The sequence below is a fragment of the Stenotrophomonas sp. LMG 10879 genome, from assembly GCF_002750935.1.
Lineage (GTDB): Bacteria > Pseudomonadota > Gammaproteobacteria > Xanthomonadales > Xanthomonadaceae > Stenotrophomonas > Stenotrophomonas lactitubi_B.
The window spans coordinates 160,388-176,159 of record NZ_PEJT01000008.1; the positions used below are offsets into that span (position 1 = coordinate 160,388).

A 15,772-nucleotide genomic window follows, 5' to 3' on the forward strand; every position below is an offset into this window, starting at 1 on the left:
GCCGCGCGTTGCGCGGCGTTCCTCTGTGCAACGTTCGGGAAGCGCGCTGATGCCATCACATGCCCGTGCGGTAAGCCTGATGACGAAGATCATGTACCAGTGCCGTCCAGCAAGAACGACGACGATGGCGCGCTGCCGCGCCTGCCAGGCGCCCAGTCCGGGTGGGATGGAGTGCGCGCGCTGCCTTACCGAGGAACTCGGTGGCGTGATCGGCAATCGCGGCGCTGCTGCACGATGGCTGGATTCCTTCCTGAAGGTGCAGCAGGACGAGGCGTTCGTCTTCGTCTGCGTCAAGCGCGTTGAGGAGAGCGCGTCGACGGGTCGCAGTCTGGAGTGACATTGCGCAGGCGTATGCTCGAATTCCAATGGGAGCGAGCGTCATGTCTTTTCAGATCAACCTCTATGATAGGGACGGACACGGGCTTCGCCTTCCCGATGGATGGTGGATTGACCTGCACACCGATCCCCCCGCGCTGGTCAACGGCGCTGTCCGCATCGATCTGCCGGCGTCCACGCGCAACGAGCATCCCGATCTGCAGCCGGGCGTCCTGGACCATCTCCGCCGCCGTATTGAAGGTGCGCAATGGCTAAGCTGACCTACCATCCGCCGCTGGGCGTGCGCTGGCTGACGTTCCGCCTGCGCAACGGCCAGTCCATCGGTCCGGAGAAGCTGCGGGCCGTGTGGTCCGATGCCGCCGAGACCAACAACTGCTCGGTCCGGCGTGAACACGTGGAAGGCGCCGGCTTCGTCTATGCGCTGTACGCACCCAGCGGGCTGTGCGTTCCACGCCGCGCGGAACTGCGCATGCGGCTGTTGCTGGAAGAAGCGGGCTACGCGTTCTCGATGGGCGTGCTTACCGGCAGCCATCCTGCCTACGGTTGAGTGCACGCTGATCTGGTCGGCCCCGAGGTTGCTAGACTGCGCGCCCCGCGCGTCGCCGCAATCACGGAAGATTTCCATGCCCAAGCTGTCTGCTCTTGCTGTTCTCCTGGCGCTGGCTGTCTGCACGACGAGTGCACGCGCCGACGAACAGGACAGCGCGTCGACCATCGCGTTCAAGTCGATCAGCCCGGTGCTGAATGCCCTGATCAACGCCGATGATGCGCAGGAACTGATGGAGAAGGCCGAGGAAGACGACGCCACGCTGCTGCAGTCGCTGGCGCTCTATCTGGCCGCAACCCGCGAAGACCCCAGGTTGGCGCAGGCGCCGTACCACGCAGCGGCATTGTTCGCTCGCCGCGGTGACGATGCGCTGGCCGAGCGCTATCTGCGTGAAGCCGATGAGCGTGGCATGTGGTTCGCGCCCGCGCTGGCCGACAACGATGACTTCGAGCACCTGCGCGCAACGCCGTTCTTCAAGCAGGTGCTGGCCAACACGCAGGCGCGCTACACGAAGGTGTCGGCGGGCAAGGTGGGTGCCATCTCGGTGCTGCAACCTTCCAGGGGTGTTGCGATGCCGGCCTGTGCGCCGGTGCTGGTGTGGCTGCACGGCTACGGCATCAACGGCCACCTGGACAGCAGCAAGCAGCCGCTGGCCGATGCCGGTGTGGTGCTGCTGGGCATCAACGGCACGGAGATGCGCGAGTCGTTCGACAGCTTCAGCTGGACCGGCCCGTATGAGGGCACGCACAAGGTGGTGCAGAAGGGGTTGGAGCAGCTGGCCACACGCCAGTGCATCGACCGCAGGCAGGTCTATCTGATGGGCTTCTCGCAAGGCTCGCAGCATGCCGGTGCATTGCTGGCGCAGCACCCCGATGACTACGCCGGTGCATTGCTGGTGTCGCCGGGCGGTTGGCGCCAGCCGGTGCCTACGCAGAGCAGCGCACACGGCAAGCGGGTGTTCGTCATCAATGGCGAACAGGAAGGGCCGGCCAACCAGAAGATGAGTGCGGATTTCCGCGCCCTTTTCAGTGATGGCAACGAGCTCAGGTCGCGTACCCATCAGGGTGGTCACTTCTATCCGGACGACTGGAAGACCTCGTTCCCACAGGCCATTCGCTGGTTGATGGGCAAGGACGGCTGAGCACAGCTCACCGTGCGGCAGTCGACAGGTGGGGAACCGCGCCGCCCACTGCTTCCCAAAAGGCAACGCTGCGAGCCCGCCTGCGGGCCTACTGCCCGCTCCCTGCGTTGCCTACGCTGATCCCACACGGCCCTTGCCGTGCTCCGGGTCCACGACAGCTCGTGGATCTTGCCTTCAATCGAACCAGGTAGCGCTGTGCTGCTGGGCATTGCTGCCCGGCAACGCCATGCCCTGCGCCGTGCGAAGGCTTGCCCCGGAAATGCCAGCCAGCCCTGCCTGTTTGCCCGCCAGCCAACCTTCGTGGAGATCGCCTCATGTTCAGCCTGGAAAACACCACTACTCCTGTCGCGCCCGCGCTCGACGAGCTTGTTCCCTCGCGCTATGCGCTGAAAGTCGGTGACATCGACGTGCTCGTGGTCAGCGACGGCGTGCTGCCGTTGCCGACGCAGATGCTCGGCCACAACGTGCAGGCATCCGAGCGTGCTGAATGGTTCGACGAGATGTACCTGCCGCAGGATGCGTTCGACTGGGCGTTGAACGTGATGGTGGTGCACAGCGGTGAGCGCACCATCCTGATCGACGCCGGCCTGGGCATGGACCCGGACCTGCAGCTGCCGCGCGCTGGGCAGTTGATCCGTCGCCTCGGCGCCGCTGGCATCGACCTGCGCGAGATCACCGATGTGGTGATCACCCACATGCACATGGATCACATCGGCGGCCTGCTGGTGGACGGGGTGAAGGCGCAGCTGCGGCCGGACCTGAAGATCCACGTCGCGGCATCGGAAGTGGCGTTCTGGAAATCGCCCGACTTCACCCGCACCAACATGCCGCAAGGGTTCCCGGACGCGCTGCGGTCGACCGCCACGCATTTCTGGGCCGAGTACGGCAGCTTCGTGCATACCTTCGAGGACGAGCAGGAGATCGCACCGGGTGTGGTCGCGCGCCGCACCGGTGGCCACACGCCGGGCCACTGCGTAGTACGCGTTGCCTCGGGTGGCCAGGCGCTGACCTTTGCGGGTGATGCGGTGTTCGCGGTCGGTTTCGATCAACCGAACTGGCACAACGGCTTCGAGCACGACCCGGAAGAAGCGGCGCGCGTGCGCATCGAGCTGCTGGACGCGCTGGCCGGGACCGGCGAGATGCTGGTGGCCACGCACCTGCCGTTCCCGTCGGTGGGCCGCGTGTCCCGCGAGGACGAGGCGTTCCGCTGGGTGCCGGTGTTCTGGGATTTCTGATCAAGTTTTCTGGACTTCACGTAACCAATGGTCCCGGCCAGGGGCGCACAGTAGCCCCTGTCGAAACCCACCCATCCGCTGGAGGTCCACCATGAAAATCGTTACCCGCACGCTCGCCACAACTGTCCTGGCCCTGTCGATGCAGGCGGGCCTGTCGGCCCAGGCCGCCGAGCCGGCACACCCGTCCGCCCCCAGTGCTGTCGCGCGCACCGCCAGCATCATCACCACCGCCGATGGCGTGCAGCTGTACTACAAGGACTGGGGCCCGAAGAACGGGCCGGTGGTGACCTTCAGCCATGGCTGGCCACTCGATTCGGACAGCTGGGAATCGCAGATGATGTTCCTGGCCGACCACGGTTATCGCGTGGTCGCCCACGACCGCCGCGGCCACGGTCGTTCCAGCCAGCCGTGGGACGGCAATGACATGGATCACTATGCCGATGATCTGGCCACGGTGATCAACACGCTGGATCTGAAGGACGTCACGCTGGTGGGTTTCTCCACCGGCGGTGGCGAAGTGGCGCGTTACATCGGCCGCCATGGAACAGGCCGTGTGAAGAAGGCCGTGCTGATCAGTTCGGTGCCGCCGTTCATGCTGAAGACCGCAGACAATCCCGGCGGCGTGCCGATCGAAGTGTTCGATGGCATCCGCAAGGCACAGCGGGAGAACCGTTCGCAGCTGTACAAGGACATTCCGTCCGGCCCGTTCTATGGATTCAACCGGCCGGGTGCAAAGGTCAACCAGGCGATGGTCGATGCATGGTGGGCGCAGGGCATGCTGGGTGGCCAGAAGAACACCTACGACTCGATCGCGGCGTTCTCGGCGACCGACTTCCGCGGCGACCTGAAGAAGTTCGATGTGCCCACCCTGGTCATCCACGGCGACGACGATCAGATCGTGCCGATCGACGTGGCTGGACGGATGTCGGCCAAGCTGATCAAAGGTGCCAGGCTGATCGTCTACCCGGGTGCGCCGCATGGCCTGACCGAGACCCACAAGGACAAGGTCAACCAGGACCTGCTGGCGTTCCTGCAGCAGAAGTAGCGGCAGGCGCAGCCCTCAGGCAGGCGGCGCGAGAAGGGCGGTACGGCCACGCCATGCGTGGCTGTGCTGTGCAGGAAGCCAACCGCATCCACGCATGGCGTGGATCTACTGGATCCATGCAGGGTGGAGAGCCCGCCAGTAGAGCCACGCCATGCGTGGCTGTGCTGTGCAGGAAGCCAACCGCATCCACGCATGGCGTGGATCTACTGGATCCATGCAGGGTGGAGAGCCCACCAGTAGAGCCACGCCATGCGTGGCTGTGCTTTGCGTGAAGCCAACAGCATCCACGCATGGCGTGGATCTACTGGATCGAGGCTGGTTGTTTCAGGCTCTGCAGCTTGTTCGGATTGCGCTGCACCAGGATCTGCACGATCTGCTCGCCGTTGGTATCGAAGGCCATGGCCGATTCCAGCACGCCATCGAAGTAACGCAGCAACCCCAGTCGTCCATTGATCACGCTCGGCACCATCCGCAGCTGGTCCTTGCGACGCAGGTGCGGGGCATACAGCAGCTGCGCGATGCGTGCACCGCCGACCATCGGTTTCGGGAAGCTGGTGACGATGCCGCCGCCATCGCCGATCAGCACTGCCGATTCGGCCATCAGGGTTTTCATCGTCCTGAAGTCGCCATTGGCGATGGCCTCGGCGAAACGCCGCATCAGTTTCTGGTGCACGTCCTGCGGCACGTTGTAGCGCGGTCGCTCCTGCCGCAGCTGCAGGCGTGCGCGGTGCACGATCTGCCGGCAGGCGGCTTCGGTCTTGTCCAGCGTGCGTGCCACCACGTCGTAATCCTGGTCGAACACATCGTGCAGCAGGAACGCGGCACGTGCGTCCGGCGCCAGCCGCTCCAGCACATTGAGGAAGGCCACCGACAGGTCGCTGGCCGTCTCCAGCATGTACTCGGGTGTGCCGGTGTCTTCGGTGAGCAGCGGCTCGGGCAGCCACATGCCGACATAGTGCTCGCGCGTGCGCCGCGCCAGGCGCAGGCCATCGATGGCGCGGCGGGTGGTGGTGGCCACCAGCCAGGCTTCGGCGTTCTCGATGTCCTGCTGGTTGGCGCCGTGCCAGCGCAGCCACACGTCCTGCACCACGTCCTCGGCCTCGTGCGAGGAGCCGAGCATGCGGTAGGCCACGCCGAACAGGCGCGGACGTAGGCGGGTGAACAGTGCAGTGGGGTCGTCCATGCCAGCAGAGACGGGACAGGTCCGCCGATTGTGACATCGGCAGACCTGTGAAGGTGGCTGGTGTTGCGCCGGACCGGAGGCGGTCAGTGCGGCGGCAGCACCGCCGGCTTGCCGATGTCCTTGATCAGGAACACGACGAACGTGGCAGGTTCGGTCTGGCTGGCATTGCGGCCCACGGTGTGCAGATCGTCCGGTCCTTCATGGAAGGCTTCGCCGGGGCCGAGGGTCACCTCGCGGCCGCCGGCCACGCCCATCACGATGCGGCCCTGCAGCACGTAGACGAAGCCATGGGCATCGTGCCGGTGCACGGGATCGGCGCCGCCGGGTGGGTACTGCACCGTCAGGATCAGTGCTTCCTTGCCCGGCTGCTCCGGCAACGGACGGGTCATGACCTCGCGCACGATGGGCTCGGGCGCGCTCGGCGGCGGTGTGGCGGCAATGCTGGTCAACGGCAACAGGGCCAGCAGGGCGAAGGAACGGAGCGAACGCATGGCAGGTCTCCAGCAGGAACGTGTGCAGTCGAAGCTCAGGCCAGGCCGGCCTTGTCCAGGCCAAAGGCCTGGTCCAGCGAGCCGGGCTTCGTACGGAAGGCGACGTTGGCGCGGTTCCAGGCGTTGATCGCCATCACCGCGTAGGTCAGATCGACGATTTCCTGTTCGGACAGCTGGCTGCGCACGCGCTCGTACACGTCGTCCGGAATACCCTGCGCAGGCAGGTGGGTGAGCACGTCGGTCCACGCCAGGCAGGCACGCTCGCGCGCGCTGAACAGGTTCGATTCGCGCCACGCCGCGACATGGTGCAGGCGCAGTGGGCGCTCGCCGCGGATCGTCGCTTCCTTCACGTGCATGTCCAGGCAGAACCCGCAGCCGTTGAGCTGCGAAGCGCGGATGTTGACCAGGTCGACGATGGCCGCTTCGATCGAACCGTTGTGCGCGGCATGCGAGAAGGTGCCGAGCTTCCTGAAGAGTTCGGGCGACTGCGCGGCGTAGTCCAGGCGTTGGTTCATGGCGATGTTCCGGAGGGAGTTGAGGGACGCAGCGAGGCTACGTCCGCTGACCGAGGCCCGGTAGGCGGGGGCAGGGCCGCGCGGTGTTGTGCAGAAATCACCAATGGCCTGTCACAGGTACCGGTGCTCGCCCGTCTGCCGGGCATGGACACCTCATCTGCCCCGCACCGTGCAGTCTGCCCCGCCAGTGAACGGGTCTGGCAGGCCTTCCTTGCCGCGTTGCACGAACTGCCGCCGGACATGCGGGCCGTGCTGTTGCTGCATGACGTGCTGGGTGCGGGCGTCGAAGACATCGTGCCCCTGCTGGGGCTGGACCTGACGACGTGCCGCCAGCGCCTGGACCATGCACGCGCCCACCTGCTCGCCCGACGCGACTCCCTGGAGCCTGGAACACCATGAACGTCATGCCGCAGTCCTGTCTGGCCAGCGACGGCCGTGATTCCCTCAATGCGTCCTTTTCCACCAGTTACGCCGGCGTACTGGCGTTCATCGCGGTAGCCGCTGAAGGCAGCTTTGCCCGTGCAGGAGATCGCCTTGGCATTGGTCGTTCGGCGGTCAGCCGCAGCGTGCAGAAGCTGGAGGGACAGCTGGGCGTGCGCCTGTTCCTGCGTACCACGCGTTCGACAACATTGACCCGCGAAGGTGAGATGTTCCTGGAGGGCTGCAGCCCGGGCGTTGCGAGCATCCTGCAGGCGCTGGACGAAATGCGCGATCTGCGTGAGGGGCCGCCGCGCGGGCATCTGCGGATCAGTGCGACCCATGGCTTCGGACGCCGGGTGATCGCGCCGCTGCTGTCTGCCTTCCGTGCGGAGCATCCGCAGGTCTCGGTGGAGCTGCTGCTGGACGAGCAGGTGCCGGACCTGGCAGCAGACCGCATCGATGTGGCCTTCCGCGATGGAGTGCTGGAAGACAGCCAGGTCATCGCCAAACAGCTGGTACCCATGCAGCTGGTGATCTGTGCGTCGCCTGCGTATGCAAAGGCGCACGGCCTGCCGGAGCAGGTCGAGGCCGTGTCCGCCCACGCGTGCATCGGCCGACGCCTGCCCGGCGGGCGCCTGCAACGCTGGGATTTCCGCGTGGACGGCCAGGATGTGAATCTGCAGCCGCCGGCGGAGGTGGTGTTCAATGATGCCGATCTTGTGCTGCAGGCAGTGATCGACGGGCTGGGGATCGCCCAGTTGCCCAGCTACCAGGTAAGCGATGCGCTGCGCAGAGGTGCTGTATTGACCTGCCTGGACCGCTACGCGCCCCACGATCGCGGCCACTACCTGTGCTATCTCAGCCGACGCCAGCTGCCCAAGCGGATCCGCGCGTTCATCGAATTCAGCACCCAACGCATACGTTCGCTGGATCTGGATGTGTTTTCGCACTGGGAGGCGCAACAGCAGGCGGCGGTGCAGCGCGATGCGGCGGCATGGGCATGAGCGTATTGGTGCCGATGCGGCAACAGTGCGTGGCCCGCTGCGGATCTACTGCCAAGGCCGACGCGTTCCTAGCATGCAACCCCATCCGCACCGTCCACGCTCCAGGAGACCTGTCATGAAGATTCTCGTCATCGGTGGCACCGGCCGTATCGGCAGCAAGGTGGTTGATCGCCTGCATGCGGCAGGCCATCAGATCGTCGTCGCTGCACCTTCCACCGGTATCGATGTGCTGAGCGGCGAAGGCCTGGCCGCTGCGATGGAAGGCACCGAGGTCGTGGTCGACCTTGCCAACTCGCCCTCGTTCGAAGATGCCGCGGTGTTGTCGTTCTTCGTGACTGCCGGCCACAACATCCTGGCGGCCGCGGCACTGGCAGGCGTGCGCCACCATGTTGCGTTGTCGGTGGTGGGTACCGACAAGCTGGCGGCCAGCGGCTATTTCCGCGGCAAGATCGCCCAGGAGCGCTTGATCCGTGATTCGGGCCTGGCGTACACGATCATCCACTCGACGCAGTTCTTCGAGTTCCTGCCGGGCATCATCCAGGCCGCCGGTGATGGCCAGACCCTGCATCTGCCTACCGCCGCAGTGCAGCCGATCGCCGCCGAGGATGTGGCCGATGCCGTTGCGCGCATCGCACAGCAGGCGCCGGTCAATGGCGTGGTGGAGATCGCGGGACCGGAGCGCGAATCGATGGCGGCGCTGGCCCATCGCTTCCTGCAGGCGACCGGTGATGCACGCGAGGTGATCGGCGATACCCAGGCGCGCTACTTCGGTGCGCAGCTGCAGCAGGACACCCTGGTACCGGTGGGACAGGCATGGCTCGGCACCATCGGCTTCGAGCGTTGGTTGCAGCAGTCCGGGCTGGCGCAGGGTCAGCCGGCCTGATCCGTGGTGGATACGCGCTTCATGTGTGTCTTCCGCTGCAGGAGCCTGCCATGACCGAGCTGAAGCCTCCTTCGACCAGCGTGCTCGACAAGTACCGCGGTGATGAGGTGCGCCCGCTGTATACCGGACGGGTGCGGGTCTGCGGTGGCGCGGCCGGCCACGGCCGCGCGTCGGGCGTGGTGCGGTCGGATGATGGCGCGCTGTCGGTGGACCTGCGGTTGCCTGCCGAGCTGGGGGGAGCCGGTGGCGGTACCAATCCCGAGCAGCTGCTGGCGGCCGGCTACGCCGGCTGCTTCCACGGCGCGATGGTGCTGGTGGCTGCGCGTGCGGGGCTGGAACTGGTCGACCCGAGCATCGAAGTAGCGGTGACGTTCGCACGCGATCCCGTGGACGGTCTGTACCTGCTGTCGGCCGAGATCGTGGTGTGCCTGCCTGGCATGGACCCGATACGTGCAGCCGAACTGGTGCGCAACACCGAGCGGGTCTGCCCCTACGCGAAGATGTTCCATCGTGGCATCAGCCATGTGGTGAGGGTGGCTGTGGACTAGACATCCTGTCGCGAATATCGTGCGGCCGCTCGTGGGATTCAGATGCAGTGAAGACGCCGCGTCGCCCGCGTGATCCAGTGGGGTGCCGTTGGGCAGCATGATCGCCGCATCAATCGGTGCTCACCCGCGAACCACGCGCGTTCGGCCAGTCTGGTGTGGCAGGCAACGGATACCACTGTTGTCCTTTCCCCAACGAGGAGACTACACATGAGCACCCAGTCCACCATCGAGCATCGCCTCAACGACCTGATCGAGATCGCACGTGATGGCAAGTCCTTCTACGAGGAAGCCGCAACGAAGGTGAAGGATGCCGAGCTGTCGGCATTGTTCGTCCGCATCGCCGGGGTAAAGGGCCGCATCGTGTCCTCGCTGAGCAGCTCGGTGGCCGCCACCGGTGGCAAGCCGGCCGAGCACGGCACCATGGTCGGTTCCATGCAGCAGTTCTACGGCAAGGTGCGCGCTGCCTTCGGCGATACCAACTACGGCTACGTGGCCGAACTTGAGGAGTCCGAGGATCGCCTGCTGGGCGCGTTCAAGGACGTGCTGAAGGACAACGACCTGCCGCCGGCGGTGCGCCAGGAAGTGACCCAGTGGCTGCCGGACGTGCAGGAATGCCATGCGGTGATGCGTGATCGCAAGCACGCGATGAAGGCTGCCTGATCGCATCTGGCGATCGCCCCCACATCGCCACGGCCAGGGCAGCTTCGTGCTGCCCTGGCCGTTTCTGCGCCTGCTACCACCTGCCGTCAGTCACGCTTCCTTAGCAGGGCAACGGACAGGCTGGCCAGCGTCGCTGCAACGGCGGCGGTCCACAGGGATGTGGCAAACCCCTGGCTGTAGATCGCCCGTGCGAGATCGATCGAGGCTCCCTTGGTCAGTGCACCCGTGGCAATGCTGTCAGCCAGGCGCATGACGTCGTCGGCGGGAACGCGTGCTGACAGTCCGGCGCGGATGCCGACGGTCAAGGCGCTGGAGAGCACCGTGAAGCCGAGCAGGATGCCGACGAAGCGCGTCGTGGCGCTGATGCCCGAGGCCATGCCTGCGCGGTCACGAGGTGCCGAGCCGATGATGGCCTTGGAGGTTTCGCCGTTGAGGATGCCACCGCCTGCGCCGATGATGACCATCGCCAGCAGCGCCACCGTCGGCATGTGGTGCCACGCGCCGATACCGGCCAGCGCGTTGCCAGCGGCAGTGACCGACAGGCCGGTGGCCAGCACCATCTCGCTCGAGAACCGTCGGCCCAGGCGCCTGCCAACGCTGGGGAACAGCAGCATCGCCGCAGCGAACGGCAGCATGCCTGCACCCGTGGCCAGGGCACTCAGGCCGACGCCGTTCTGCAGGTACTGCGGCAGCATCGAGGCCATCACCTGCGCGCTGACCGCGTAGCCGATCATGGCGATGAGTGCACCGACGAAACGCGGGCTGGCAAGCAGCCGCAGGTCGACCATCGGATGCCGACGCTTGAGTTCGATGCAGGCAAACAGCGCACCCATTGCGACGCCCAGGCCCAGGCCGGCCAGCGCCACCCCCGATGTCCATCCCTGCGCGAGTCCTTCCACGAGGAAGAACACGATGCCGAAGATCGCCATGCTGAAGGTGATGATGCCGGGCGGATCGAGCGGTCGTACCACCGTGTCGGCGGAGTCGGGAACCCAGCGGATCGCGCCGTAGGCCAGGAAGGCGAGGAAGGGCAGGATCGCGATGAACACCGATCGCCATCCCCACAGCGAGGACAACAGCCCGCCGATCAGTGGCGAGAGCACCATCATCATGCCCATTGCCGTGCCCCAGAAGGCCCAGGCATCGTCGCGTTGCTTGCCCTCGTGGAACTCGTGGCCGATCACCGACAGTGACGGCGCCAGCAGGAAGGCCGCGCCCACGCCCTGGAACGCGCGGGCCACATACAGGGCGCTGGCCGTAGGTGCCAACGCACAGGTCAGCGATGAGATGGCGAACAGTGCGATGCCGATCAGCAGCACGCGCCTGCGACCATGGCGATCGGCAATGGCACCGGCGGGGAGCAGCAGCGAGGTGAAGGACAGGATGTAGCAGCTGATCACCCATTCGATGTCGGCGAAGTCAGCCTGCAGGTCCCGCGCGATGGTCGGCAACGCAACGGCCACGGCGTTGGTTTCCAGCACCGTCATCGTGCAGCCGAGCGAGGCGATGATCAGGATCCAGTTGGGCGGCCTGCGGCGGGGAGGGGAGAGGGGCACCAGGTACTCGGGTGGAAGAAGAATCCCCATTCAAGCAGCTTCGATCGTTTGTTTCATTGCCCGTGTTCTTGAAGTACGTTAGGTCAAACCTAACGACCGGGCGCGCATGGACCGTCGACATCTGCAGTACTACGTCGCACTGGCCGAGGAGCTGCATTTCGGACGCGCCGCGCTGCGCCTGGGCATCGCTACGCCGACGCTGAGCGTGCAGATCCAGGAGATCGAGCGTCGCCTGGGTACGCCCTTGTTCGATCGCAGCCGACGCGAGGTCACACTGACCTCGGCCGGCGCGATCTTCCTGGCCGAAGCGCGCAACGTGCTCCGCCAGTTCGAGCAGGCAGAGGCCGTGGGCCGCCGCGCCGGTCGCGGCGAGATCGGCAGGATCGAGATCGGCTATGTGGGTTCGGCGGTCCATGCGGGCGCGCTGCAGGAGCAGTTGCAGCGGTTCCGCAGCGCCTCGCCCGATGTGGTTGTGCAGGTCGGCGAATGGCCGATGGCCGACCTGCCGGACCTGCTGCTGGACGGTCGCATCGATGTGGTGTTCTGCAGGCTTCCTATGGAAATTCCCGATGCGCTCGGTTCGCACATCCTGATCGAAGACCAGTTCTGCGTAGCGTTGCCGGCATCGCACGCGCTGGCCCGCGCGGCGTCGCCGGTGCAGCCGGCGCTGCTGGCAAAGGAGGCATTCATCATGCCGGAGCAGCCGGCAGGCACGCTGGAAGTCGCCCGCCGTGGCGGATTCGTGCCGGACATCCGCTCCCGTCCCGGCCATCTTGCCGCCGTACTCGCGCAGGTCTCGGTGGGCGATGGGGCGGTGGCGATCGTACCGTCGGTACTGCAGCGCACGCTGCTGCTGCCGGGCGTGGTCTATCTGCCGATCGCGGGGCCGGTCATCGCCTCGACCATCGCTGCGCTGTACCGCGAACAGGAAACCTCGCCGGTGGTCCGCCGGCTCATCGAGCAGGTGCGGTGCACGCCCTCCAGACGCATCGACATGCTGCTCTTGCCCTGACGCCGTGCCGGACGCCGTTGCCGGTTACCCCTAATTGCCTTGCTACACTGGCCGTATTCGATCTTCCACCGGATCATCAGATGAACAACGGGAACGGTCCGCAGACAGTCCGCTGAGCCGCAACAACGGTACGCACGTTGTTGCGGTGGTCTTTTCCTGCGGATTCCACGCAATGGGTTGATCACCGCCGGATTTCCTCCTGAGCGGATGTTTCCCCATGTCTGATCGAAAGGCCCTTCGCTGGGCCCATTCCCTGCCGGCCGCCATCGCGTTGATGGCTCCCTTCGACCTCCTGGCCTCGCTGGCCATGGATATCTACCTGCCTGTTGTATCGGCCATGCCGGATGCACTCGGCACATCGCCTGCCATCATCCAGTTGACGCTGAGTCTGTACATGCTCGTACTCGGGCTGGGTCAGCTGATCTTCGGCCCGCTGTCGGACCGGATCGGGCGACGGCCTGTGCTGCTGATGGGCGCGTTGCTGTTCACGCTGGCGTCGTTCGCGCTCGCCGCGTGTAGTGGTGGTGGGGCGTTCCTTGCGTGGCGCGGCGTGCAAGCGGTTGGGGCGTCGGCCGCACTGGTGGCTACCTTCTCCACGGTGCGCGACGTGTATGCCGATACGGCCGAGGGTGCCACGCTCTATGGTCTGTTCGCCTCGATGCTGGCATTCGTGCCGGCACTCGGCCCTATTCTAGGCGCGTTGATCGCCTACGCGCTGGGCTGGCGGGCCATCTTCATCGCGCTGGGTGTGTTGGGGTTGCTGGCGGGTGCGCGTGCATGCCGGGGCTGGCAGGAAACGCGGCCACCACAGCACGGCCACGCATCGCCAGCCTTCGCACGCATCCTCGGCAATGCCGGGTTCTGGGTCCACGCACTTGGATTCAGTGCAGCGATGGGCACGTTCTTCGTGTTCTTCTCGATCGCCCCGCGTGTGCTGATGGGGCGCGCAGGCTATTCGCCGATGGGCTTCAGCCTGGCCTTCGCGACCGTTGCGCTGGTGATGATCGTTACCTCGCGCTTTGCCGCGTGGTTCATCGGGCGATGGGGCATGGGTGGCAGCTTCCTGCGTGGGTTGATGGTGATGATCGGCGGCGTGCTGGTCATGGCGATGGCGGCGATGCTGCCGCCGTCATCTGCCAGTGTCGTGCTGCCGATGTGGCTGGTCGCCATCGGCATCGTGATGGTCGTTGCGGTTGCGGCCAACGGTGCCTTGCGCGATTTTTCCGATGCTTCCGGCACGGCGGTGGCGCTGTACTACGCCGTGCAGAGCCTGATCGTGGCCACGCTTGGCACGCTCGCGACGCTGCTGCTGCCGGGCGACACGGTCTGGCCGCTGGTGGCCTATGGACTGCTGCTGCCGGCGCTGAGCCTGGTTGGCTTGGCGATGCTGCGACGGTCGTGGAGTGAGCAGCCAGCATCAGAGAGGGATGGATGAGCGTGATACTGTCCCGCCTCGGGCAATCGAGCGCGCTGTGTTGATCGACTCTGCCTCCCTGCTTCTCTTCCCATTGCCAGGTCGCGCCATGACACCATCCTTCCGCAAGCCCCAGATCGCGATCCTTGGTAGTGCCGACCCCGGCTCACCGGCATTCGACCTTGCTGCACAGGCGGGGAGATTCCTCGCCGAAAGTGGGATCACCCTGGTCAGCGGCTGCGGCAGCCCGGCCACGCGGGTGGCAGCCGAGCATGCAGTCGCAGCTGGCGGCACGGTGCTGAGTGTGATTCCGGAAGGCAGCATGCCCGCAGCGGACTGGCCGGCAACGGTGGTGGTGCCCTGCGGCATGGGCGATGCCCGCAACCTGATCATGGCCTTGGCCGGCGATGCCTGCATCGTCATCGGCGGGCGCGCAGGTACGATTTCCGAGGTATGTCTGGCCTGGCTGCACAAGCGGCCGTTGCTGCCGCTGGTGGGCGCGGGTGGCTGGTCGGATGGTCTTCCCGGCAACCCTCCCGATGAGCGCGGGAACTCGCCGATACTGCCGTGGCACGACATCGCGGAGCTGCGCGCGCAGCTGCGCCATCTACAGCTGCTGGCAAGCTGAACTGGTGCTTTCACTTCCTCTCCCGCACACGCGGGTAGGGTGATGCGGCCTGGAGTCACCAGGCCTATCAGGGAGTGATATCGATGCGAGTCATCAGGAAAGTGATCGCTGCTGCAGTGTTTGCACTTGCGTGTACCGGTTCGGTGGCAGTGGCCGGTCCGGTGCAGCCGTGCGACTTCCCGTGCTGGAAGGCGTACCAGGCCTGCGTTTCCGGCGGCGGTGATGCCATGGAGTGCCAGTTCGAATACGATCGCTGTGTCATGGACAGGTGCGGCGCCGTCTGAGGCCTGCATACCGTTCGCATTGGGGGGCCCGATCCAAGGCCCCCTTTCCACCCGGCCGCAGGCACGTGGTCCGCAGTCGTGATCGTCTGGAGCCGCCACATGGCTGTAAAACGCGTCGTCGCCAACATCGCCAGTGCCGATCCTGCGCAGGCGGCTGCGTTCTACGGCGACATTCTCGGCATGGACATCGTCATGGACCACGGCTGGATCGTCACCTACGGGGGGCAGGGCACTGCACTGGCACAGCTCAGCATTGCCAGCGAAGGTGGATCGGGTACGCCGGTGCCGGATCTTTCGATCGAAGTGGACGACCTGGAGGGCGTGCTTGAACGCCTGCGACGCGCGAACATCGCTCTTGAATATGGCCCGGCCGAAGAGCCATGGGGCGTGCGTCGCTTCTACGTGCGCGACCCGTTCGGGCGCCTGTTGAACATCCTCGCCCACCGCTGACTTGAAGACTGCGGCTGATCCGCCCTTCGACGCGGGCAGTGATCGCTCAACCCTGTTGGCTGCCGTCAGGGTTGCCGGGCATGTCCTGCTGTTGCTGTTGCTGTTGCTGTTGCTGACGGGTGGCGGCATGCCGGGCATGGCCACCTTCACGCCCGATCGCGGCCATGTGCTGGCGATCCTGGCTGATGGCTTCACCACCCTTGCGGCCGGCCACGCGGGCCTCATCCGGGCTGAACTGGTGTGCATTGCCGGATGCGTGGGCGGCGCGCCCCCCTTTCGACGCGATCGCGCGCTGCTTGTCCTCGTCCATCGAGGCAAAACCACGGTTGCTGCTGCCAGTGCGTGAGTTGGCCATTGCCGGTCTCCGGGTGCGAAATGGGATGCCGCCGTCAGCGACGGCTTCATGCTCCACATCGCGGG

General features: G+C 65.8%; 21 protein-coding genes. 16 read left to right on the forward strand and 5 right to left on the reverse strand.

Annotated elements, in window-relative coordinates; translation table 11 throughout:
- Positions 1 to 79 precede the first annotated feature (79 nt).
- The 6 genes from CR919_RS14115 (at position 80) to CR919_RS14140 (ending at position 4,304) form a co-directional block, all read left to right on the forward strand.
- On the forward strand, positions 80 to 337 hold the full coding sequence (locus tag CR919_RS14115) for a hypothetical protein (protein WP_243380183.1): 258 nt from the start codon (positions 80 to 82) through the stop codon (positions 335 to 337).
- 43 nt (positions 338 to 380) lie between these two features.
- Positions 381 to 596 carry a hypothetical protein gene (locus tag CR919_RS14120; protein WP_099820635.1) on the forward strand — a complete coding sequence of 72 codons (216 nt, stop codon included), beginning with the start codon at positions 381 to 383 and terminating at the stop codon, positions 594 to 596.
- The gene (locus CR919_RS14125) at positions 584 to 883 is read left to right on the forward strand and encodes a hypothetical protein (RefSeq protein WP_099820540.1); all 300 of its coding nucleotides are present in this window, start codon (positions 584 to 586) and stop codon (positions 881 to 883) included. Before CR919_RS14120 ends, CR919_RS14125 begins: the two co-directional genes overlap by 13 nt.
- A 76-nt stretch (positions 884 to 959) precedes the next feature.
- Entirely contained in the window at positions 960 to 2,024 is a 1,065-nt protein-coding gene (locus tag CR919_RS14130; protein ID WP_099820541.1) for a prolyl oligopeptidase family serine peptidase, read from the forward strand.
- A 314-nt stretch (positions 2,025 to 2,338) separates the two neighbouring features.
- Positions 2,339 to 3,259: an MBL fold metallo-hydrolase gene (locus CR919_RS14135; protein ID WP_099820542.1), complete on the forward strand. Its 921-nt coding sequence runs from the start codon at positions 2,339 to 2,341 to the stop codon at positions 3,257 to 3,259.
- Between the two features lie 91 nt (positions 3,260 to 3,350).
- Entirely contained in the window at positions 3,351 to 4,304 is a 954-nt protein-coding gene (locus CR919_RS14140) for an alpha/beta hydrolase (RefSeq protein ID WP_099820543.1), read from the forward strand.
- Positions 4,305 to 4,605: 301 nt separating this feature from the next.
- Here the strand turns inward: CR919_RS14140 and CR919_RS14145 are convergent, their stop codons facing one another.
- From CR919_RS14145 to CR919_RS14155, 3 genes are all read right to left on the reverse strand, one after another.
- Positions 4,606 to 5,487 (reverse strand): RNA polymerase sigma-70 factor, encoded by an 882-nt coding sequence (locus CR919_RS14145; RefSeq protein ID WP_099820544.1) that lies wholly within the window; start codon positions 5,485 to 5,487, stop codon positions 4,606 to 4,608.
- 83 nt (positions 5,488 to 5,570) lie between these two features.
- The gene (locus tag CR919_RS14150; protein ID WP_099820545.1) at positions 5,571 to 5,978 is read right to left on the reverse strand and encodes a cupin domain-containing protein; all 408 of its coding nucleotides are present in this window, start codon (positions 5,976 to 5,978) and stop codon (positions 5,571 to 5,573) included.
- 35 nt (positions 5,979 to 6,013) lie between these two features.
- A complete protein-coding gene (locus tag CR919_RS14155) occupies positions 6,014 to 6,493 on the reverse strand; it encodes a carboxymuconolactone decarboxylase family protein (protein WP_099820546.1) in 480 nt (159 codons plus the stop codon).
- Between the two features lie 144 nt (positions 6,494 to 6,637).
- Between CR919_RS14155 and CR919_RS14160 the strand changes: the two genes are divergently transcribed.
- The 5 genes from CR919_RS14160 to CR919_RS14180 all read left to right on the forward strand — a co-directional run bounded on the left by CR919_RS14160 (position 6,638) and on the right by CR919_RS14180 (position 10,008).
- Complete coding sequence (locus CR919_RS14160; protein WP_099820547.1) at positions 6,638 to 6,892, forward strand: sigma factor-like helix-turn-helix DNA-binding protein; 255 nt, start codon at positions 6,638 to 6,640, stop codon at positions 6,890 to 6,892.
- Positions 6,889 to 7,917: a LysR family transcriptional regulator gene (locus tag CR919_RS14165; protein WP_165787274.1), complete on the forward strand. Its 1,029-nt coding sequence runs from the start codon at positions 6,889 to 6,891 to the stop codon at positions 7,915 to 7,917. The genes CR919_RS14160 and CR919_RS14165 overlap by 4 nt, the downstream gene beginning before the upstream one ends.
- Positions 7,918 to 8,032: 115 nt before the next feature.
- A complete protein-coding gene (locus tag CR919_RS14170) occupies positions 8,033 to 8,800 on the forward strand; it encodes an SDR family oxidoreductase (RefSeq protein ID WP_099820548.1) in 768 nt (255 codons plus the stop codon).
- 50 nt (positions 8,801 to 8,850) lie between these two features.
- A complete protein-coding gene (locus tag CR919_RS14175) occupies positions 8,851 to 9,348 on the forward strand; it encodes an Ohr family peroxiredoxin (RefSeq protein ID WP_099820549.1) in 498 nt (165 codons plus the stop codon).
- A gap of 207 nt (positions 9,349 to 9,555) precedes the next feature.
- The gene (locus CR919_RS14180; protein ID WP_099820550.1) at positions 9,556 to 10,008 is read left to right on the forward strand and encodes a PA2169 family four-helix-bundle protein; all 453 of its coding nucleotides are present in this window, start codon (positions 9,556 to 9,558) and stop codon (positions 10,006 to 10,008) included.
- 86 nt (positions 10,009 to 10,094) lie between these two features.
- On the opposite strand, the gene CR919_RS14185 is transcribed toward CR919_RS14180, so the two are convergent.
- The gene (locus CR919_RS14185) at positions 10,095 to 11,564 is read right to left on the reverse strand and encodes an MFS transporter (protein WP_243380186.1); all 1,470 of its coding nucleotides are present in this window, start codon (positions 11,562 to 11,564) and stop codon (positions 10,095 to 10,097) included.
- A 106-nt stretch (positions 11,565 to 11,670) separates the two neighbouring features.
- Here CR919_RS14185 and CR919_RS14190 point away from each other — a divergent pair, with 106 nt between their 5' ends.
- The 5 genes from CR919_RS14190 to CR919_RS14210 all read left to right on the forward strand — a co-directional run bounded on the left by CR919_RS14190 (position 11,671) and on the right by CR919_RS14210 (position 15,352).
- Positions 11,671 to 12,576: a LysR substrate-binding domain-containing protein gene (locus CR919_RS14190; protein ID WP_099820552.1), complete on the forward strand. Its 906-nt coding sequence runs from the start codon at positions 11,671 to 11,673 to the stop codon at positions 12,574 to 12,576.
- Positions 12,577 to 12,793: 217 nt separating this feature from the next.
- Complete coding sequence (cml, locus tag CR919_RS14195; RefSeq protein WP_099820553.1) at positions 12,794 to 14,011, forward strand: CmlA/FloR family chloramphenicol efflux MFS transporter; 1,218 nt, start codon at positions 12,794 to 12,796, stop codon at positions 14,009 to 14,011.
- Positions 14,004 to 14,618, forward strand: a complete 615-nt coding sequence (locus tag CR919_RS14200) for a Rossmann fold nucleotide-binding protein (protein ID WP_243380189.1) — start codon at positions 14,004 to 14,006, stop codon at positions 14,616 to 14,618. The genes cml and CR919_RS14200 overlap by 8 nt, the downstream gene beginning before the upstream one ends.
- An 83-nt stretch (positions 14,619 to 14,701) precedes the next feature.
- Positions 14,702 to 14,902 (forward strand): hypothetical protein, encoded by a 201-nt coding sequence (locus CR919_RS21470; RefSeq protein WP_099820555.1) that lies wholly within the window; start codon positions 14,702 to 14,704, stop codon positions 14,900 to 14,902.
- 99 nt (positions 14,903 to 15,001) lie between these two features.
- Positions 15,002 to 15,352 (forward strand): VOC family protein, encoded by a 351-nt coding sequence (locus CR919_RS14210; RefSeq protein ID WP_099820556.1) that lies wholly within the window; start codon positions 15,002 to 15,004, stop codon positions 15,350 to 15,352.
- 46 nt (positions 15,353 to 15,398) lie between these two features.
- On the opposite strand, the gene CR919_RS14215 is transcribed toward CR919_RS14210, so the two are convergent.
- Entirely contained in the window at positions 15,399 to 15,707 is a 309-nt protein-coding gene (locus CR919_RS14215) for a KGG domain-containing protein (protein ID WP_099820557.1), read from the reverse strand.
- Positions 15,708 to 15,772 lie beyond the last annotated feature (65 nt).